This window comes from Faecalibacterium sp. Marseille-Q4164, from assembly GCF_017377545.1.
GTDB classification, from domain to species: domain Bacteria; phylum Bacillota; class Clostridia; order Oscillospirales; family Ruminococcaceae; genus Faecalibacterium; species Faecalibacterium duncaniae.
Genome location: NZ_JAFREJ010000004.1, coordinates 67796 through 88765, shown reverse-complemented (window position 1 = coordinate 88765; position 20970 = coordinate 67796). Strand labels below are relative to the sequence as shown.

General features: G+C 57.6%; 18 protein-coding genes. 11 read left to right on the top strand and 7 right to left on the bottom strand.

The window, feature by feature from the left end; translation table 11 throughout:
- The 6 genes from J3352_RS06465 to J3352_RS06440 all read left to right on the top strand — a co-directional run bounded on the left by J3352_RS06465 (position 1) and on the right by J3352_RS06440 (position 7066).
- Positions 1-1374 (top strand): hypothetical protein, encoded by a 1374-nt coding sequence (locus J3352_RS06465; RefSeq protein WP_156066346.1) that lies wholly within the window; start codon positions 1-3, stop codon positions 1372-1374.
- A gap of 57 nt (positions 1375-1431) precedes the next feature.
- On the top strand, positions 1432-2040 hold the full coding sequence (locus J3352_RS06460) for an AAA family ATPase (protein ID WP_097769755.1): 609 nt from the start codon (positions 1432-1434) through the stop codon (positions 2038-2040).
- Between the two features lie 300 nt (positions 2041-2340).
- On the top strand, positions 2341-3693 hold the full coding sequence (locus J3352_RS06455) for an MATE family efflux transporter (RefSeq protein WP_050762769.1): 1353 nt from the start codon (positions 2341-2343) through the stop codon (positions 3691-3693).
- A gap of 45 nt (positions 3694-3738) precedes the next feature.
- The gene (locus J3352_RS06450; protein WP_097769757.1) at positions 3739-4440 is read left to right on the top strand and encodes an HdeD family acid-resistance protein; all 702 of its coding nucleotides are present in this window, start codon (positions 3739-3741) and stop codon (positions 4438-4440) included.
- Between the two features lie 161 nt (positions 4441-4601).
- Positions 4602-6014, top strand: coding sequence for an NAD(P)/FAD-dependent oxidoreductase (locus J3352_RS06445; protein WP_005928470.1), 1413 nt, complete (start codon positions 4602-4604; stop codon positions 6012-6014).
- Positions 6015-6265: 251 nt separating this feature from the next.
- Entirely contained in the window at positions 6266-7066 is an 801-nt protein-coding gene (locus J3352_RS06440) for a MurR/RpiR family transcriptional regulator (protein ID WP_156066344.1), read from the top strand.
- Positions 7067-7119: 53 nt separating this feature from the next.
- Here J3352_RS06440 and J3352_RS06435 read toward each other — a convergent pair whose 3' ends face one another.
- The 3 genes from J3352_RS06435 to J3352_RS06425 form a co-directional block, all read right to left on the bottom strand.
- Positions 7120-8325, bottom strand: coding sequence for a MalY/PatB family protein (locus J3352_RS06435; RefSeq protein WP_005928475.1), 1206 nt, complete (start codon positions 8323-8325; stop codon positions 7120-7122).
- A gap of 177 nt (positions 8326-8502) precedes the next feature.
- Positions 8503-9447, bottom strand: coding sequence for a transketolase family protein (locus tag J3352_RS06430; protein ID WP_005928481.1), 945 nt, complete (start codon positions 9445-9447; stop codon positions 8503-8505).
- 1 nt (position 9448) lies between these two features.
- Entirely contained in the window at positions 9449-10300 is an 852-nt protein-coding gene (locus J3352_RS06425; RefSeq protein ID WP_097772996.1) for a transketolase, read from the bottom strand.
- A gap of 311 nt (positions 10301-10611) precedes the next feature.
- Between J3352_RS06425 and J3352_RS06420 the strand changes: the two genes are divergently transcribed.
- Positions 10612-12063, top strand: a complete 1452-nt coding sequence (locus J3352_RS06420) for a glycosyltransferase family 39 protein (protein WP_097772997.1) — start codon at positions 10612-10614, stop codon at positions 12061-12063.
- 209 nt (positions 12064-12272) lie between these two features.
- A complete protein-coding gene (locus J3352_RS06415; protein WP_197036528.1) occupies positions 12273-12809 on the top strand; it encodes an ECF transporter S component in 537 nt (178 codons plus the stop codon).
- Positions 12810-12962: 153 nt separating this feature from the next.
- On the opposite strand, the gene J3352_RS06410 is transcribed toward J3352_RS06415, so the two are convergent.
- The 4 genes from J3352_RS06410 to J3352_RS06395 all read right to left on the bottom strand — a co-directional run bounded on the left by J3352_RS06410 (position 12963) and on the right by J3352_RS06395 (position 17617).
- The gene (locus J3352_RS06410; protein WP_035393180.1) at positions 12963-13145 is read right to left on the bottom strand and encodes a hypothetical protein; all 183 of its coding nucleotides are present in this window, start codon (positions 13143-13145) and stop codon (positions 12963-12965) included.
- 491 nt (positions 13146-13636) lie between these two features.
- Positions 13637-14875, bottom strand: a complete 1239-nt coding sequence (gene sstT / locus J3352_RS06405; protein ID WP_347562994.1) for a serine/threonine transporter SstT — start codon at positions 14873-14875, stop codon at positions 13637-13639.
- Between the two features lie 248 nt (positions 14876-15123).
- Positions 15124-16221, bottom strand: a complete 1098-nt coding sequence (locus tag J3352_RS06400) for a dipeptide epimerase (RefSeq protein WP_097772999.1) — start codon at positions 16219-16221, stop codon at positions 15124-15126.
- 16 nt (positions 16222-16237) lie between these two features.
- Positions 16238-17617: a Sapep family Mn(2+)-dependent dipeptidase gene (locus J3352_RS06395; protein ID WP_097773000.1), complete on the bottom strand. Its 1380-nt coding sequence runs from the start codon at positions 17615-17617 to the stop codon at positions 16238-16240.
- 140 nt (positions 17618-17757) lie between these two features.
- On the opposite strand from J3352_RS06395, the gene J3352_RS06390 reads away from it, so the two are divergent.
- The 3 genes from J3352_RS06390 (at position 17758) to J3352_RS06380 (ending at position 20934) form a co-directional block, all read left to right on the top strand.
- Positions 17758-18006, top strand: a complete 249-nt coding sequence (locus J3352_RS06390) for a type II toxin-antitoxin system Phd/YefM family antitoxin (RefSeq protein ID WP_097773001.1) — start codon at positions 17758-17760, stop codon at positions 18004-18006.
- Complete coding sequence (locus J3352_RS06385) at positions 18007-18252, top strand: Txe/YoeB family addiction module toxin (RefSeq protein ID WP_156066338.1); 246 nt, start codon at positions 18007-18009, stop codon at positions 18250-18252.
- 177 nt (positions 18253-18429) lie between these two features.
- Positions 18430-20934: a leucine-rich repeat protein gene (locus J3352_RS06380; protein ID WP_156066336.1), complete on the top strand. Its 2505-nt coding sequence runs from the start codon at positions 18430-18432 to the stop codon at positions 20932-20934.
- Positions 20935-20970: the final 36 nt, after the last annotated feature.

Here is a 20970-nt window from a genome sequence, read left to right as displayed (position 1 = left end):
ATGGAACAACGGAACAATCTGGTGCTGCACGGCACCGAGACCTTCTCCCGGGGCGCACTGGACAATGTGGCGCTGGAAAGCGGCGCGGTGGTGCTGGATTCCTCCGCCGGCCGCTACCTGCCCTACGGCAGCTATACCACCCCGGAGTTCGCCATGCCGGCCTTCTGCAACCTGAATGTCAGCTGGAACGCCAGCGCCCCCCACAACACCATGGTCGAGGTGCGCTGCCGGGTCTATGCCGGGAACACCTGGACCGGCTGGCTCAGCTTTGGCAAGTGGGCACCGGATTACCCTCGCTGCAGCATCAAAGCCCAGAGCGAGGACGGGCTGGTGTTCCTGATGGGGGACACCGTCACCGTTGCCACGCCGGGCGGCGGCACCGGCATCCAGCTGCAGGTGAATCTTTCCACCAACGATGACAAGGCAACTCCGGCTGTCCGGCTGCTGGCCGCCGCCGCACGCCCCCTTGCCTGGGAGAAGCACAACGGCCACCCGCTGAACCGGCGGCTCTACCTGCCGGAATACTGCCTGAGCGCCCACGACCCCAGCTTTGGCCGGGAGATGGACCTGCCCCTTGTGATGGCGGCCCTGATGAACCGCTACGGCGAGGATATCCTGCCTGAGGAAGTGGCCTACGCTATGGAGGACAAAGCCACCAGCTCCACCGGTAATGCCGCCTTTGCGGCTGCTGCGGCGGGCTGCTGCGGCTACCCCTGCTGGCAGGCCTGGATGGATCTGGCCGACCTGCGCGCCCAGATCCACGATGACTGCTCCATCGCAGTCCGGGTGGAGCGCCGCATCCGGGGCCAGCGGGACCCCGTGGGGGTCTGGATGGGCCTGCGGGGCTTTGGGCACGATGATGCCGTTCTGGCGGATTTCGTGCTGCTGAACGACCCCACTGCCGACAGCGACGGTGCCGTGAACTGCACCATGGCGCTGACGGATTTTATGCGATATTTCACGGGCCGGGCCATTGCCCTGCGGCCCAAGCAGCGGGAAGTGGCCGCCGACCTGCCCAACCGGGTGCGGTGCGACCTGACCCGCGCCGAGGATGGCAGCTATTTCTTTGAGCAGCGGGGCCAGCAGGACCCGCTGCCGGAGGATTTTTCCGGCTGGGCGGCCTATGCCGTCCATGATGGCGTGGCCCACGCCACCACCGCCCACCGCACCTTCCGCCGGATGGAGCGCACGCCCGAGGGCGGGCTGCTCTTCCCGCCCGAACAGCTGGCCGCAGGCGGCCGCTGCAGCGTGTACGCGGTGGACCAGACCGGGCGGATGCGGGTGGCGGAAGTTCGTCTCCCCGCGCCCCCCAAGCCCGCGGCAGAGCCTGCCGCACCCCAACAGGACCCAAGCACCGTGCAGCCCGGCCTCTGAGCCGGCAGCGCAAAGCGCTTTTCGGGATAGAAACCACAACATAGGGAGGAACACATTATGGCAAAAACGATCATCACCATTGGACGTGAGTACTGCACCGGCGGCAACTACATCGCAGAGGATGTTGCAAACGCACTGGGCATCAAGCTCTACGACAAGGAGCTGATCACCATGGCCGCAAAGCACTCCGGCCTCTCGGAGGAAGCCGTAGCCGCCAGCGAAAAACGCCGCACCCACAGCCTGCTGTACAGCCTGTATACCATGGGCAACGAGCTCCCGCTGGGTGATCAGGTGTTCATCCTGCAGAGCCGCATCATCAAGCAGCTGGCCGAGGAAGGCCCCTGCGTCATTCTGGGCCGCTGCGGTGACTATGTGCTGCGGGAGCGCAAGGATGTGCTGCGCGTGTTCATCTACGCACCGGTGGAATGGCGGCGTGAGCTGGCCAAGACCGACCCGTTGGTCAAAGCACACGACGAGAAGGGCATCAAGGAAGAGATCGAAAAGACCGACCGCAACCGTGCTGCCTACTACAACTACTACACCCAGAACCGCTGGGGCGATGCCCACAACTATGATCTGGCCATCAACGCCGCCCTGGGCCGCGAGACCTGCGTCAAGATGATCCTGGACGCTGTCGCCGCCAAGGAAAAGACCATGGCTGAGTGATCCCCGCCGGGCCGGACGGCCCAAAAAACAATGCTGCTTCGTGGGTAGGGTGCTTTTGTGCTCTGCCCACGTTTTTGGCAACGGCAACGACCACCGCCAGTGGCGGATGAAGGGAGGAGCCGTTGGCGCGGCGGTCAGCGAAACGCGGGTGCTGTTTACAGCACGAAGCGATCGCCGGACACCACAGGAGGGGCGGGACACCTCCCTCCTGTTCAAGCATAAACCCTCGTCTATCATTCAACGTCAAAAGGAGAAATCGTGGAAAACAAACAGCTCAATCTTTCCGAACCCGAAAATATCATGGGCACCATGGATGTCAACCCGCTGCTGATCAAGCTCAGCATCCCGATGATGATCTCCATGCTGGTGCAGGCACTGTACAACGTGGTGGACTCGATCTTTGTCGCCCGTGTCAGTGAGAACGCTCTGACCGCCGTCTCTCTGGCCTTTTCGCTGCAGAACATGATGTTCGCCGTGGGCATCGGCACCGGCGTGGGTGTCAACGCCCTGCTCTCCAAGAGCCTGGGCGAAAAGAACCAGTCCCGCGCCAACAAGACCGCCGAGAACGGCCTGTTCCTGGCACTGTGCAGCTACCTGGTCTTTCTGGTGCTGGGCCTGACCGTTGTGCGCCCCTACTTCTACGCCCAGACCGCCGATGCCGACATCGCCGAGCAGGGCATCCGCTACCTGACCATCTGCTGCGTGCTCAGCCTGGGCATGTTCATGCAGGTGATGAACGAGAAACTGCTGGCCGCCACCAGCCGCACCACCCTGAGCATGATCAGCCAGCTGGTGGGTGCCATCGTCAACATCATCCTTGACCCCATCTTCATCTTCGGCTACTGCGGCGAGGCTCTGTCCGGCACCACCGGTGCAGCTTTGGCCACCGTCATCGGCCAGTTCTGCGGCGCAGGGGTCTCCTTCTACCTCAACCTCCGCAAGAACCCCGATATCCAGCTGGATTTCAAGGGCTTCCGCCCCAGCGCCGAAGCCATCAAGCGGATCTACGTTGTCGGCCTGCCCAGCATCGCCATGCAGTGCGTGGGCAGCGTGATGACCTTCCTGATGAACCAGATCCTGATGGCCTTTACCGCCACCGCCGTGGCCGTGTTCGGCGTTTACTTCAAGCTGCAGAGCTTCGTGTTCATGCCCATCTTTGGCATGAACAACGGCATGGTGCCCATCATCGGCTACAACTACGGTGCCCGCAAGCCCGACCGCGTCAAAAAGACCATCAAGTGCGCCATGTTCTATGCCGAGGCCATCATGCTGGTCGGCTTCCTGCTGTTCCAGTTCCTGCCCGACAAGCTGCTGGGCCTGTTCTCCGCCAGCGAGGCCATGCTGGCCATCGGCAAGCCTGCCCTGCGCATCATCTGCTTCCACTTCCTGCTGGCCGGCATGAGCATCATCCTGTCCTCCACCTTCCAGGCGCTGGGCAACGGCATGTTCAGCCTGATCATCTCGGTCTGCCGCCAGCTGGTGGTCCTGCTGCCCGCCGCCTGGCTGCTGAGTAAGACTGGCAACGTGAATATGGTGTGGTGGTCCTTCGTCATTGCAGAGCTGGTCAGTGTGACCCTGAGCTTTGTGTTCTTTGCCCGCCTGGACAAGAAGATCATCGAGCCCATGTACGACAACGCTGCCGCTGCACAGTAAACCGTTTCAGAACCTGTCCGACACAAGAAAGGAACGTGACCTTTTATGGCAAAGAAGTTGAAATGGAATCTGATCCTGATGAGCGTGCTCTACCTGGGGCTGGGCATCTTCCTGCTCATGCGGCCCTCCACCGCCCTCAACGTGGTCTGCTACGCCCTGGGCGGCGTGGTGCTGGTGTGCGCCGCCGTTCAGCTGGTGCGCTACTTTGCCGTGGAGCGCGGCATCTTTCAGAGCCAGCTTACCCTCATCTCGGGCATCATCTGCCTGGGCCTGGGCGCGTTCCTTATCCTCCGCAGCGACATCGTGGTGCGCATCCTGCCCATCGTGTTCGGCCTGTTCGTCATCTTCGACAGTCTGGGCCGCATCCAGAACGCTCTGGATCTGCGCCGCTGTGAGTACCCCAGCTGGAAGGGCTTCCTGCTGCTGCCGGTGCTCAGCGTGGTGCTGGGCGTGGTGATGATCCTGAACCCCTTCGGCACCATGGAGACGCTGGTCATGGCCATTGGCATCATCCTCATCATCGAGGGTGCCATCAACCTGCTCAGTGCCCTGTACACCGTGCTGGCCATCCGCCGCTTTTCCAAGCTCCACCCCGAGACCCAGTCCATGCTGGAATCCCTGACCGGTCAGGACCTGAACGGCGACGGCGTGATCGCCCCGGACATCGCCCCTGCCGACGTGGAAGCCTCCGCCGTGGAGCTGGATCATGTGGATGAGAGCGCTGAGGTGGAGCAGGAAGAGGATTAAACTCCCTCCGTCATCGCTGCGCGATGCCACCTCCCTCCATGAGGGAGGCTTTGGCCACCCCCATAAAGCTTCCCTCCGAGAAAAGGCTCCCTCTCCGAGGGAGCTGTCGCCGACAGGCGACTGAGGGAGTTTGCAACTAATAGTAAAGGATAAAACTAGAGATGGAAAAATACGATCTGATCATTGTGGGTGCCGGTCCGGCCGGCATCTTCACCGCTGTAGAGCTGCTGCGCCACGGCAGCAAGAAAAAGATCCTGCTGGTGGAAAAGGGCAAGCCGGTGGAAAAGCGCCACTGCCCCAAGGCCGAGCTGGGCCACTGCGTCAACTGCCGTCCCACCTGCGCCATCACCACCGGCTTCTCCGGTGCTGGCGCGTTCTCTGACGGCAAGCTGAGCCTTTCCTATGAGGTGGGCGGCGACCTGCCCAGCCTGATCGGCGAGGAGTTCGCACAGGAGCTAATCCATTACACCGATAAGATCTACCTCGAGTTCGGTGCCGACCCCCATGTGGAGGGCATCTACACCGGCGAGGACATCAAGGAGATCCGCAAGAACGCCATCCACGCCGGCCTGAAGCTGGTGGACTGCCCCATCCGTCATCTGGGCACCGAGAAGGCCCAGCAGCTGTATCTGGCCATCCAGAACTATCTGGCCGACAACGGCGTGGAGATGCTGTTCAGCACCGAGTGCGAGAACATCATCCTGGAGAACGAGGAGTGCAAGGGCGTGTTCATCAAGGGACCCAAGGACGAGGAAGCCCATGCTGTTTATGCCGATACTGTGGTCATCGGCACGGGCCGCCGCGGTGCCGACTGGCTGGAGAAGATCTGCGCCGAGCACCACATCGCCCACAAGCCCGGCACCGTTGACATCGGCGTGCGCGTGGAGTGCCGCAACGAGGTCATGGAAAAGGTGAACAAGGTGCTGTACGAGTCCAAACTCATCGGCTACCCCAAGCCCTGGAAGAACAAGGTGCGCACCTTCTGCCAGAACCCCGGCGGCTTTGTGGCTCAGGAGAACTACGACAACGACCTGGCCGTGGTCAATGGCCACAGCTTCAAGGAGAAGAAGAGCGAGAACACCAACCTGGCCATCCTCGTCTCCCACAACTTCACCGAACCCTTCAACCAGCCCATCGCCTACGCCCAGAAGGTGGGTGAGCTGACCAACATGCTGGGCGCGGGCCACATCCTGGTTCAGCGCTACGGCGACATTCTGGACGGCAAGCGCACCTGGCCCAAGGAGCTGGCGCAATCCAACGTCAAGCCCACCCTGAAGGATGCCGTGGCCGGTGATATCACCGCCGCCATGCCTTACCGCGCCATGACCAACATCATCGAGTTCATCAAGATGCTGGATATGGTCGTGCCCGGTTTTGCCGCCAACGAGACCCTGCTTTACAGCCCCGAGCTGAAGTTCTACTCCAACAAGGTCAAGATGGACGAGAACCTCGACACCAATATCCGGGGCCTGCACTGCCTGGGTGACTCCTCCGGCTGGACCCGCGGCCTGATGATGGCCTCCGTCATGGGCGTGCTCATGGGCCGGAAGCTGGCCGAAAAGGAAGGGTGCTGATCGCACCTTCTCGCCCCTCAAAACGCAAAAAGGACTGCTCCAGCGGAGCAGTCCTTTTTGTAATTTCAGCGCAGCTTATTCCGGTTTGGAGAATTTGACAGGCAGCGGGTTCTGGCGGGATCCCGGTTTATTTTGGAATGATATGCATTTTCTTGCCAGATTCAATTGATTTTTCACCAAAAAATCGGTATACTATTCCCAGAGTACTGTGCGTTGTGCCCAATGCACAGCGCGCACAGGGAGGTATTGCTATGCACGATTCCCCGGGAAGCGTCGTCACCCAGCTGTGCTCCGGGCTCCAGCTTTACAGCGCCGAACGGCGCATTGCGGACTGCATTCTTGCAGATGTAAAGTGGGCCTCGGTCGCCACCTCTGCGGAGCTTGCAAAGGCCAGCCACTCGTCCGAAGCCACGGTCACCCGGCTGTGCCACAAGCTCGGCTACGCAAATTACCGCAAATTCCAACTGGAGCTTGCGCGGGATGTGCTGGAGCAGCAGGAAACGGAGGCCCGCAAAAGGCCCCCCAATGACCCGCTGCATCAGGCCCTGCTTGATCTTCAGAACAACCGTCAGGAGGAGGTTCAGGCCACCATTCAGGCCTTGAACCTTGTCCAGCTGAGGAAGGTGCTTTCCATTCTGCGGGCGGCAGAGATCATTGAGATCGAAGCCAACGGCAGCAGCCTGCCCGTTGCCATGGATGCCTCACTCAAGCTGAGCAGTCTGGGCAAGCGCTGCACGATCAACCCAGTGCCGGAAAAGGCACCGTCTTTTTCTTCGGCACTGACCCCAAAAGATGCCCTGCTGCTCATTTCCAGCGCAGGCCGCTGCGAGGCGTTGGAGACGGCCGCCCGTGCCGCCAAGAAGAACGGCACACCGGTCATCCTCATCACCTGCGACAAGCGCTCGGCGCTGGCAGGCCACGCCAGCTATACCCTGCTGGCCTCCAACCGCATCCAGCGCATTGCCAGCGATATGCTGCCTTCCCAGCTTTCGGCAGCGCTGGTGGTGGAGGTGCTCTACTACCTGCTGGTGGGCAATTTCGATCTGAATTAAGCGCAAAAAAGTCCCGGCCGTTCTGGTCGGGACTTTTTGCTGTGTTTAAGCGATCATGCGTTAAAAACGTACTTGTCCATGCGGTGGAACGCCTCCTCGATGCGAGAACGGGGAGAAGCCAGATTCATGCGCAGGTGGCAGGGGCCAAAGAACATGGTGCCATCCTGGATGGCAGCGCCCACATCCCAGCAGGCGTGCTCCACATCCTCAATGGTCTTGCCGTGGGCCTTGCACCAGTCGGTGCAGTCCACGAACAGCATGTAGGTACCCTGCGGCTTGGAGACGGTCACACCCTCGAAATGCTTCTCGATGTAATCGCAGGCAAAGTCGATGTTGCCGGTCAGCACCTCGCAGAGCTCGTCGGTCCACTCGTAGCCCTCGGGCTTGTAAGCACCGATCAGGGCGTGCATGGAGAGGACGTTCATCATGTTGTAGTGGCTCAGGCTGGACTCTTTTTCCATGCGGTCACGCCACCAGCTGTTGTAAACGATATGGTAGCTGCCCACCAGACCGGCCAGATTGAAGGTCTTGGAGGGTGCATAGAAAGCGGCGGTGCGCTGGCGGGCATCCTCGCTCACAGACTGGGTGGGGATGTGCTTGTTTCCGCTCAGGATGATGTCCGACCAGATCTCATCGGAGACCACATACACATCGTACTTCTTGTACAGCTCCATGGCCTTTTCCAGCTCCCAGCGCTCCCACACACGGCCGCAGGGGTTGTGGGGGTTGCACATGATGGCGGCATGGATCTTTTCCTCTTTCAGGTGCTTTTCCATGTCCTCAAAGTCCATCCGCCACACGCCGTTTTCATCCTTGACCAGCGGGCTGTGGACAGCCTCGTAGCCGTTGTTCTTCAGGCTCATGGTGAAGCCGATGTAGGTGGGGCTGTGGATCAGGATCTTGTCGCCCTTGGAGCAGACGCAGTTCAGGGCACTGATCACGCCGCCCAGCACGCCGTTCTCGTAGCCGATGCACTCCTTGGTCAGGCCCTGCACGCCGTTGCGCTTTGCCTGCCACCGGATGATGGAATCGAAGTATTCATCGGTGGGGTTGAAGTAGCCAAACGCGGGGTGGTTGGTGCGCTCGATGATGGCTTCCTGGATGGTGGGCACGGTGGGGAAGTTCATATCGGCCACCCACATGGGGATGGCATCAAAGCCCTCCTTGGGGGCGGCGGGGGCAAAGCCGGTGCCAAGGCCATCCACTGCAATGGCATCCTTGCCGTGGCGGTCCATGATGGAAGTGAAATCGTATTTCATAGCGGTGCTCCTTCTCTCAAAATTTTTATCTGGCCCCACTTTAACACACTTTGCCGCCGGGTGCAAGCAGCCAGCACGTTTCCCCGGATATCGTGCGGAAAAATCACGAATTTTTACGGTAATTGCACGCAAAAAGCCGGCCGGCATACGCCGACCGGCTTTTATTGACTTTCTGGATCAGCCCAGCATCTCGTGAGCGGTCTTGCAGATGGTCGCTGCATCCAGACCGTACAGCTTGAGCAGGTCCCATGCGGGGCCGGAGCAGCCGAACTTGTCCTGCACGCCCACACGGCGGACAGGGGTGGGCAGCTTCTCGCTCAGGACAGCGCAGACAGCCTCGCCCAGACCGCCGATGACGCTGTGCTCCTCGGCGGTGATAACCTTGCCGCACTCCTTGGCGGCCTTGAGGACGATCTCCTCGTCCAGAGGCTTGATGGTGTGGATGTTGATGACCCGGGCGTGGATGCCCTCGGCAGCCAGCTGCTCGGCAGCCAGACGGGCCTCGTTGACCATCAGGCCGGTGGCGATGATGGCAATGTCGTTGCCCTCGGTGATCTGCTCGCCCTTGCCCAGCTCAAAGTGGTAGGTAGCCTCATCGTGGAACACAGGCACAGCCAGACGGCCGAAGCGCAGGTAAACAGGGCCCTGCATGGCGTAAGCGGCACGCACAGCGGCACGGGCCTCCACATCGTCTGCGGGGCAGATCACGGTCATGCCGGGCAGGCTGCGCATCAGGGCAAAGTCCTCGCAGCACTGGTGGGAAGCACCGTCCTCACCCACGGAGATGCCGCCGTGGGTGGCACCGATCTTGACGTTCAGGCGGGGGTAGGCGATCGAGTTGCGGATCTGCTCAAAGGCACGGCCTGCGGCAAACATGGCAAAGCTGGAAACAAAGGGAACATAACCCATGGTGGCCAGACCTGCGGCCACGCCCATCATGTTGCCCTCTGCAATGCCGCAGTCGAAGTGACGGTCCGGGTACGCCTTGCGGAACATGCCGGTCTTGGTGGCGGCAGCCAGATCAGCGTCCAGCACCACCAGGTCGTCGTGGCCCTCAGCGGCCAGCTCCTTCAGGGTGTTGCCGTAGCTGTCACGGGTAGCGATCTTCTTCACTTCTGCCATCTTACTTGTCCTCCTCTTCCAGCGCGGCGTAAGCTGCATTCAGCTCCTGCATGGCCTGTGCGTATTCCTCATCGTTGGGGCCCTTGCCGTGCCAGTCAACGGAGTTCTCCATAAAGGAAACGCCCTTGCCCTTGAGGGTATCCAGAATGATGCAGGTGGGCTTTTCGTTCTCAGCGTGGAAAGCGGCGATGGCGCTCTCAATGGCATCAAGATCGTGGCCGTTGATGGTCAGCACATTGAAGTTGAAGGCCTTCAGCTTCTCCTCCAGCGGGGCGCTGTTCATCACGGTCTCGGTGGTGCCGTCGATCTGCAGATGGTTGCGGTCCAGCATGACGCAGAGGTTTGACAGGCCGTAGTGAGAAGCAAACATAAAGGCCTCCCAGCACTCGCCTTCTTCCACCTCGCCGTCACCCAGGATGGTGTAAACATTGATGGGCTTACCGGCGTGCTTGGCACCCAGTGCCATGCCGCAGGCGGCGCTCACGCCCTGACCCAGACTGCCAGTGGACATATCCACGCCCGGCACACTGTTCATGTTGGGGTGGCCCTGCAGGTAGCTGCCGATCTTGCGCAGGGTCTTGAGGTCCTCCACCGGGAAGAACCCACGCTCAGCCAGCGCGGCGTACAGCGCCGGGGCCGCATGGCCCTTGGAGAGCACCAAACGGTCGCGGTCAGGGTTCTTGGGATCCTTCGGATCCACCTTCATCTCTACGAAATAGAGGTACGCCAGCACCTCGGCGATATCCAGGCTGCCGCCCGGATGGCCGCACTTGGCGCTGTGAGTGCCCTCGATCACGCCCATGCGGATGTGGCAGGCGTGTTTTGCCAGGGTAAGCTTTTCTGCATTTGTCATCTTTGGTCCTCCCGTATGAACCTCAGCGTTTGCATCGGATATGGTACGCACCCGGGCCGTACGCCCCGATGCGCTATTTCTCAAGTCTATATTATCTATTCTATGCAAAAACGTCAAGGTTCTTTCGTCAAAATGTACATCCCTTGGCAAAATCGCTTGTAAATGTTCCCGTTTTTGTTGAAAATGCAGGTCCATTTTGCCCCCGCAAAACATTTTTGCAGCTTTTGGCCGCTTTGCAATATCATCTTTTGCCGCTGTATGATATAATAAGATGAATTTGTTTGCTTTTTTTATCATTTTGGGAGGTTCCTATGTCTTTTTCCTCACCCACATCCCGGGCACAGCGCAGCCGCAGGATTTTGCCCTGGCTGCTGTACCTGTATGCCCTTGTGCTGTTCGCCATGCACTTTGTCCGCATTTTTGACAACTCCTTCTGGGGAGATGAGGGGTTCAGCATCGGCCTTGCCCAAATGAATGTTTTTGAAATGCTCCAAGTCACAGCGGCAGATAATCATCCGCCGCTGTACTACCTTTTCACACAGCTCCTATATCATCTTCTGGGCAATCACGGATATGTCTATCATCTGTCGGCTCTGATTCCCTATGGACTCATTCTGATTCTTGCCTGTACGGTGATTTTCAGACAGTTCGGATTGATTCCCGCAGTTGTTGTTTCCACTTTTGCCTCTTTGACTGATACCGCTATCATGTTCAATGTCGAGGCCCGAATGTATTCACTCGGCGCTTTCTTTGTGTTAGCGGCCTATCTGGCACTCCATAACATTCTTCATTCCGGTAAAACCTCCGATTGGGTCATTTTCAGCGTCGCCTCTCTTTGTGCCGCTTATACGCACTACTATGCCCTGATTTCCGTTGCATTTTTCTATCTGGCTCTGCTTTCTCTGCTTCCGCAGGATAAGAGCAGCTTCAAAAAAATCCTTATCACTTATTGTGCCGCAGTGGTCGTCTACCTTCCCTGGCTTCTGGTATTGCTTCCCACTTTCAAACGTGCTGCGGCAGACTGGTGGTCCACCTTCATTCCTTCTCCGATCAATTGTATCGGATTCTTCTTCAATCCTTCTTGGACAGTCCTCATTTTCGGTCTTGCATTCCTTCTTTATTTCACAGCACAGGCCAAGTCGTCCTCTAAATGGCTCTTCGCCCCTGATACGATTTGGCTTTTGACTGGCTTGCTTTCTGCCGCCGGCACCTCCGCAGTCGGGCTGATCGTTTCACATGCCGTTCGCCCGCTTTTTCTCGTTCGATACCTTTATCCGCTCACCGCAGTCGTTTACCTGGTTTTTGGCTTTCTTCTGTCTAAAGTCCGTTGGAGAACCATTCTGTCCAGTATTCTGATTTTGGGAACGCTGGTGTGCAGTCTACCGGATTTCTACCAAACCTATCAGCGGGAAAAGCGCATCGACCTTGCGACCACCCAGTGTCTGGAAGTTATTACCCCCTCTCAGGATGCAGTTCTTTATACAACGAACTACTTCCTAGACTGGACACTCTTTGATTATTACTTTCCGGGACGTGTCCATGCTCAAATCGAATCCTCCAATACTTCTCAGTGCTTCACTTCTTCCGATCCTGAGATCTGGCTCTTTATGGAACATGCGCTTTCTGATGCCGAATTGAATGCAGCCTCCGACAATGGTTATTCTCACACCAATGTCTGTAACAGTACATTTGCAGAAGGCCCCGGTGAAGATTCCTTTTATTACATCTACAAATTTCAAAAATCCGCAAACACCGCCCCGTAACCCTCCTCATCCGCTGAGCTTGACAAGGCGGCTTTGCATCTGCTATACTTTTTGCACAATTCCCGGCTGAAGCCGGGGCTTTGCGGGCCGAAGCCCGTGTTTCTCCCCGCAAACATTATTTTGAAACAGACACCATGAAGGGGTCTGCCGCTGGCGCGCGTGCTGGCGGCAGGCCCTTTTTGTCTGTGCATTTTCAGGAGGAATCATTGATGAATACCAAGACCCGTTCCGCGACCCGTGATCTGGTGCTGGCCGCACTGTTTCTGGCACTGGCCTTTGTGCTGCCCATGATCACTGGCCATGTGCCTCAGATCGGCAATATGCTCTGCCCCATGCACTTCCCGGTGCTGCTGGCTGGCTTCGTGCTGGGCGGCCCCTGGGGCCTGGCACTGGGCTTTGCCGCCCCGCTGCTCCGCTCGGTGCTGTTCGGGATGCCCCCGATGTACCCCATTGCCATCGCCATGGCCTTTGAGCTGGCCACATACGGCGCTGTGGCCGGTTTCATGTACCGCAAGGTGCAGCACACCCTGCCCATGATCTACGCCGCCCTTGTCACCTCGATGGTGTCAGGCCGCCTTGTCTGGGGTGCAGTGCGCTTTGTGCTGGCCGGTCTGTCCGGCTCCAGCTTCCCGTTCAGCGCGTTCCTGTCCGGTGCGGTGCTCACTGCCGTGCCCGGCATCGTGGCGCAGCTCATCCTCATTCCGCTGATCGTGGCTGCACTGCAGAAAGCCAGGCTGACGGCTTAAAATCCCTGCGCTGACCGAACCCACACAGCAAAAAAGCCCGGAACCGTACCTGCTATGGCGGCAGGTGGTTCCGGGCTTTTCAGTTCATATTACAGTGTGGCAGCAGCTGTAACAAAAAAGAAGGAGAATCTTCAACCGGCAAATTGGAGAAGATCAGCCGGCAAAGCTTGCATTGACAGCGCGGCGGTTGCTCTGGTTGACAAAGTTCTTCTTTGCGCTCTCGAGCAGGCTTGCAAAAGCCAGGCCAATGCCGCAGTTATCGGACACGCCCTCGGTGACAGTCAGGTAAGCGTCCATCATAGTGTTGTCCAGGATAGCAGTGTTCTTGTTCATCATAATAAATATCCTCCGTATATCGGTAAATGTCATTGTGTTTTTTGGCAGGGCCTCTATCTCCCTGCATCCTCAAAGCGGAACCTTTCAGAACCCTTCGTTCTTTTGTTCCCCTCTCTGAGGATGGCCATATTATGCCACTCAATTATGAAATCGTTTTATAAATTCTATGAACAAACTATGAATTTAGTGATACATTTTTAACGTTCTTTCGTTCTTTGCGCAACTAGCACAAAACGTTTTTTATGAAAAATAAAGTTCTTGTATACATGGACGATTGAAGCCTTGTTTGGAAAACTTTTTCAGATTTTCTCTCTGTTTTGCCCAGAATTTCTTCTGCAAAAGTGGATACTCTCATGCAAAATCCGTCAGAATCCGTCAATTTCAAACAGGACGAGGGCTTTCCTGTGCAAAATGCCCAGAAAAAAGTTCCAAACAAAAAGGCCGCCGTGCCAGCAGCACAGCAGCCTTTGAAAAGCCATTTCAGTTTTGCATCACTTGCACAGGAACGCCGGCAGGGGCTTGCCCTCCCTGCGCCACTGGTGATATTCCGCAGTGGCGGCAAATTCCACGTCACCGGCGGAGTTCAGGGCAGTTTCCACGGAATCCTGCACCACGCCAATGATAAAGCCGACACCGACCACCTGCATGGCGATATCATTGGAGATGCCAAACAGGGAGCAGGCCATGGGGATCAGCAGCAGGGAGCCGCCAGCCACGCCGGAAGCGCCGCAGGCACCCAGAGCACTCATCACCGAAAGAAGGATGGCGGCGGGCAGGGACACCTGAATGCCCAGCGTATTGGCCGCAGCCAGCGTCATAATGGTAATGGTGATGGCGGCACCATCCATATTGATGGTAGCGCCCAGCGGGATGGAGACGGAATATATATCCTTATCCAGCCCCAGCTTTTCGCACAGATCCATATTGACCGGAATGTTGGCGGCAGAGCTGCGGGTGAAGAAGGCGGTCAGGCCGGATTCACGCAGGCAGCGGAACACCAGCGGATACGGGTTGCAGTGCAGATACACAAAGATGATAAAGGGCGAGACGACCAGTGCCATAAAGAGCATGGTGCCCACCAGCAGGAGCAGCAGCCTGCCGTACTGGGTAAAGATGGACAGGCCGTTGCTGGACACGTTGGTGTACACAAGGCCCATGATGCCGAAGGGTGCCAGATTGATGATCCAGCGGACGATCTGGGAAACTGCATCCGCTGTGTTCGCCAGGAACAGCTTGGTGCTGTCTGCGCCGTACTTCTTCATGGCCAGACCGAACAGGCAGGCCCAGAACAGGATGCCGATGTAATTGCCGTTCAGCAGGGCACTGACGGGGTTTGCCACAAAGTTGGTGAGCAGGGTGTTCATCACATCGCCCAGACCCTGGGGCACCACCTCGGATTCTGCCGCCTCAGCCAGAACGATGGTCTGAGGGAACAGGAAGCTGGTCGCCGCCGCAATGGCGGCGGCCAGGAAGGTGGTGAGCATGTACAGCCAGATGACCGTGCCAAAGCGCCGGTCCAGCTTGGACGTGCCCTGCGCCAGCGCACTGGCCACGATAACGAACACCAGCACCGGGGCAATGCCCTTCAGGGCACCCACGAACAGGCTGCCGAATTCTTCCACCCAGCCCGCACCGGGCACCGCCAGTGCCAGCACCGCACCGACCACAAGGCCGATGACGATGCGCAGGATCAGGCTGGTGGCGTTGTACCTTGCCGCAACCGCTTTCAACGTTTTCATAACTTTTCTACTCCCCTATCCAGATTGTGCGCCTATTGCGCACAGTTTTCCCATTCCTCTACACGGAACAAGTACGATTATACGCCTCGCAGGCCGAAAAGTCAAAGATTTTACCTGCTTTTTTTGTTTTTCATTTCAACATATACAGACACGAGCTTTTTTCACTGTCCGTATATGAAATACAGATTCACAAAAAGAGACCGCACCCCGTGTGTTTCGGGATGCGGTCTGTTCCTGTTTTAGTCGAGATAGGACACCTTGCCGGGCACAAAGCCCTGAATGCCCATGCCGGGCGCGTCGGAGACGGTGATGTTCTTTTCGTTGAACACGGCACCGCCGAGGATGTGGTCCTCGCTGCAGAGCACCGGGCCGTCGAGGTCGATCTTGGTGATGATCTTCTTGGCGCAGGCCAGCTCCACAGCGGCGTTGACCGAGATCTTTGCTTCCAGCATACAGCCGATCATGCACTCCACGCCGTACACCTCAGCGGCGGCGGCAATGCGCAAGGCATTGGTGATGCCGCCGCACTTCATCAGCTTGATGTTCACCAGGTCGGCCGCGCCGGTCTGCATGATCCGCAGGGCATCTGCCGGGCTGAACACGCTCTCGTCGGCCAGTACGGGCACATCGGCATGGCGGGTGACATACTGCATCCCCTCAAGGTCTGCGGCGGGCACGGGCTGCTCCACGAACTCAATGTCCAGCCCCTTCTCCTGCATCTGGTTCAGGATGCGGACCGCCTGCTTGGCGTTCCAGGCCTGATTGGCATCGATGCGGAGCTTGATGTCCCGGCCCACGGCCTGCCGCACCGCGGCAAGGCGGGCCACATCCAGCTCAGGGTCAATGCCCACCTTGACCTTCAGGCAGTCGTAGCCGCGCTGGACGGCGGTGCGGGCATCCCGGGCCATCTCCTCGGGCGGGTTGACACTGATGGTGATATCGGTCACGATGTTTTTGCGGGCACCGCCCAGCATCCGGTAAACAGGGGCGCTGTACTTCTGGCCCAGCAGATCCCACAGGGCCATGTCCACAGCGGCCTTGGCGCTGGTGTTATGGACAAGCGCCTTCTGCACAGCGGCGGTCAGATCCTCAAATTCATCGAGGTCGCGGCCCAGCAGGGCAGGGGCGATATGATCCTGAATGGCACCGAGGATGGCCCCGGTGGTGTCGCCGGTGATGACACCGGTCGGGGGTGCTTCGCCGTAGCCCACCGCACCGGTATCGGTGTGGAGCTCCACGATAACATCCTCAACGCTGTTCACAGTGCGCAGTGCTGTTTTGAACGGCACCCGCAGCGGGGTGGAAATGCGGCCCAGCCGCACCTGCGTGATCTTCATAGTCCCGTCCTCCTTCTTATTCCAGCGGCAGGTTTGCCAGCTTGACAATGGCGTTTGCAATGATCTGGGCGTTCTGCACCAGACGTTCCAGATCGATGCATTCATCGGGCTGATGCTCTGTGACCGGGTCACCCGCGAACAGGGGGCCAAAAGCCACCACGTTAGGCAGCATCTTGGCGTAGGTGCCGCCGCCGATGCACTTGGGCGGGGCATTGTCGCCGGTGGCATCCCGGTAAACCTCCAGCAGGGCGCTGACCAGCGGGGTCTCGGCAGGGTAGTAGAGCTTTTCCTTGTGCACCTGCCCATCCAGCGCCCAGCCTGCGGCCTCAAAGGCGGCCTGCACAGCGGGCTGGCAGTCTGCCCGTTCCATGGTCACGGGATAGCGGTAGTTCAGCTTGACCCACAGATGCTGCGCGTCGCCCTCGATCAGCCCCCAGTTGCAGCTCATGGGGCCGGAGAGCGCATCCTCCAGCCGGTGGCCCAGCAGGCGCTCGCCGTAGGGGTCGGTGCCCAGCTTCTCGGCCAGAAAGTGCACGGCCTGTTTTGCATCCCCCTCCAGCGGCAGCCGGTCGAGGTAGCACACCAGCCGCCCAATGGCGTTTTCGCCCTGCTCCGGGTGGCTGCCGTGGGCCGAAACGCCCACCGCTTCCACCTGATAGCCGCCGGGGATGGCTGTCACGGTGATGTGCTCCGCATCCGGCAGGGCGGCCCCCGCCGGGGCGGTCAGCACAGCGCAGGCGTAGTCCGGCACCACATTGCCGGCCACGCCGCCCTGCACCCTGTTCAGCTGCCAGGCCCCGGTCTGGTGCAGCTGCACAGCATAGCTTTCGTTCAGGATGCCCTTTTCGCCGTTGATGAGCGGATACTCGCCGTCCGGGGTGAAGCCCAGCACCGGGATCTCCCCGCCGTGGGCCTTGTAGTACAGCACGTCCCGGTCGTTGGTCTCCTCGTTCAGGCCGAACAGCAGCCGGACACGGCGGTTGAGCGGAATGCCCAGATCCCGGATGGCTTTCAGCGCGAACAGGCTGGCCACCACCGGGCCTTTGTCGTCAATGGCACCCCGGCCATACAGCCTGCCGCCCTCGATCTCGGCGGCGTAGGGCGGGTGATGCCAGCCCTCGCCCTCGGGCACCACGTCCAGATGCCCCAGCACCGCCACCATCTCGTCCCCGGTGCCGATCTCGCACCAGCCGATGTACCGATCCATGTCGGTGGTCTCAAAGCCCAGCTCATGGCAGAGGGTCAGCGCCTCGGCAAAGCAGGCATCCACCTCCTCGCCAAAGGGCTTGCCCGGCAGCGGGTCGGCCTCCACACTGCGCCTGCGCACCAGCCGCTGGAGCGCCGCCACCATCTGGGGCCGCAGCGCCGCCACGGCCTCGTTCAGTTTTTTGTCCATACGTTCCACCCCTTTTGTGATTCATTTCACAGCTTGTATTATAGAACGATTGCCCCCGCTCCACAAGCCCCAAGTTCGGCAAAAAAGGTCTTGACACCGCGCAGTGTGTACGCTATTATGTACATAAGAGGTGATGCACGATGACGACCACTAATATCACGAACTTTCGCAAGAATGCTTTCCAGTATGTAGAGCAGACCGTAAAGTACAATGAACCGCTGAACATCTGCACCAAAGACGGCAACGCTGTTCTGCTTTCGGAAGAAGATTACAGCGGCATTATGGAAACGCTTTATCTCGTCTCCGTGCCGGGAATGCGGGAAAAGCTCCTGGCGGCCAAGGCCGAACCGCTGGAAGATTGTGTTGACGAATCGGCTGTGGAGTGGTAAATGTACAAAATTGTTTATGCGAAAACCGCGCTCAAGGACATTCCAAAGCTGAAATCTGCCCATCTTGACGAAAAAGCGAAGGCGCTGATCTCCGTTATAAAAGAAAATCCGTTCCAGAACCCACCGCCCTATGAAAAGCTGGTGGGCGATTTGAACGGCTCGCACAGCAGGCGCATCAACGTACAGCACCGCCTTGTGTATGATGTTTTTGAAGAAGAGCAAACCATCAAGATTTTAAGCCTTTAGACACATTACGAAAGATGACCCGAAAACGGACTGTTTTGCAGTTCGTTTTTTTTTTTTTTTTTTTAAATTTTTTTGAAAAAGGGTGAAAGGATTTCGCGCGGCGTGTATTTAAGGAAGTAAGAGCATCCATTTTTGCCGGAGCTTCACTTCCGGCCCAAAGAAAGTGAGGGACCCCCTATGAAGAAACGACTACTCAGCCTTCTGGTGGCGCTGTGCATGGCGGTAACGCTCCTGCCTGTGTCGGCACTTACAGCGTGGGCGGAGGGAGGCGGCCAATTAAAAATTGTAGATGGCTATCCTGTCGGTTCCGGTAAGAACCATGATGAAGATTGTTCTGGTGATGGCTGGAGCTATGACGGTTCTACACAAACGCTTGACCTGCATCCTGCCAGCTCGACAGAATATGATTTTTTTTCAATTATTTCCGGCTATGGAAATGTCACCAAATGTAAACTCACGATTGGAGGAAAGGCAACCATTGTTAGGGGAAATTTCGACAACGCTGTGATAAATAACGGAAAAATCAGTGGCGGTTATTTTTTTTCTTCTTCCTCTTCCCTCATAAATCATGGTTCTATCACTGGTGGAAAATTTCTCCATGCCATATCCAATGAATCCAGTGGCACGATTGAAAATGGCACGTTTATATCCGTTACCAACAATGGCACCATAAATGGCGGCATTTTTCGTAAAAAGCCAGAGGGTGGCCATGTTGCTAAAGGCTATACCTTGAATGTGAACCTCCAGAACACTGGTATCTATAAGATTAGCCGCGCAACAATCAATGGTCTCAACGGTGGCTGTTATATTATTCCCAATTCCGACCATGATACCAGTGTCACCATCGAATATACTTTTTCCCCTATCAGTCAACCAATATTATTTCCTATTGATGTTACATTCGGAGACACAAACGGCACACCTTGTTTGTTAAAAGATTGGGCACCAAGTGCAAGCTATTCTACTGACCATGCACCCTCTGATAGTTTTTTTGTCACTTTCACCGCACCATCCACTGGTACAGACACCGTTACCCTGAGCATGCTGACCCGGCTGGTAATTGACGAAAACGGCTACCCCGTTGGCCCTATGGGCAGCAACAAAAAATACAGCGGCAACGGCTGGAATTTTGATGCGAGCAATAACACGCTGACGCTGGAAAGCGGCAATTATGATTTTTCCGGTTCAGGAACCGCACTGCGCCCCCTGAACCCGGATGTCCAGTTGGTGGTTGAACCCGGTGCCAAGCTGACCGGCGGCGCAGCTGGAGATGGGTCTGGTGTCACTTGGCAGCTGACCGAAAACACGGATGACCCGAGTACTTATACGTTGACGATTCGCGGCAGTGGTGCAATGGAAGATTATCTAATGAGCGGTCATCAACCATGGCGCAGTTTCCGGGATCAAATCACCTCTGTTGTCGTTTCTCCCGGTGTAACTTCAATTGGTAATCTTGCTTTTACTCGGTTTAGCAAGCTAATTCATGTTGATATTGCAGATAGCGTAGTATCTATTGGCGAACATGTTTTTTCTGAGTGTTCCAGCCTCACTAACATTACAGTTCCACAAAGTGTCACATATATCGATGCGTATGCCTTTGATTCTTGCACCAATTTAAGCAGCATAACACTTTCAACAAATAACATAACTTCTATCAGGCCTTATACTTTTTCTGGTTGTTCTGAATTGAGCAGTATTGTAATCCCCGACGGCGTAACTTCTATCCAATTGGGTGCTTTTTCTAACTGCACTAAGCTCACCAGTATCACGATTCCTGATAGTGTGACAACTATTGACCCCTGGGCTTTCAAGAATTGTTCTAGCCTGACTAGTATCACGATTCCCAGCAGCGTAACTTCAATTGGCTCGAATGTTTTCACTGGTTGTACTAGCCTGAATGACATCCGCTACTCTGGCACAAGTGAAAGCGTTATTTCTGCTCTTTCTGACTATGTCCCCACTCTCGTCACCTTCGACTATGGCGACAAAGTGCCTGAAGCAGAGCGAATGATAAAAGTGTTCGTCAAAACGGGCGGGACATTGACAGCTCCCACCACAATTCCCACCGTTTCCGGCTACGAGTTCAAGGGCTGGCTCACCAAAGATGACGAGCCGTATGATTTCACTGGCGCTCCCACCGGCCGGTTCACCCTTTACGCCAACTGGGAGAAGATTCCCGACCAGAAGCCCGAACCCACACCTGACCCCACTCCCGAAACCTACACCCTGACGGTAAAAGGCGGCACGTTCACCTACAACGGCGGCGAAGCCATGACCAGCGCCAACGTGCCGGTGGATGCCGAGGTCAAGGTGACGCTGAACCAGAGCGCCGTGCCCGAGGGCATGGTGTTCGACCTGTGGGCCATGGATGAAGCCAGCCTGCTGGGCAACCCGGCGGTCGCCTACAACCAGGAGAGCTTTACCATCCCGGCGGGTAGCGTGGCCAAGGGCAGCACCGTGACCGTGGAAGCCCAGTACCGGGATGCCACCATCGAGAGCGAGCCCAGCATTCTGGGCACTGCCGCCATCATCGGCGTGGCCGGTGCAGGCACGGCGGTCATCGTGTGGCAGGGCTACCGCATCGGCATGGAGCTGTACGAGAAGTATTTCCAGCCCACGCCGGAAGAAACTGCGGCAGAGCAGCCCGCCCCGGAAGCTCCGGCAGCAGCTGCCGCTTCCTGAACGCAGGCGCACCCGCTCCCTTCCACGGCTGACAGA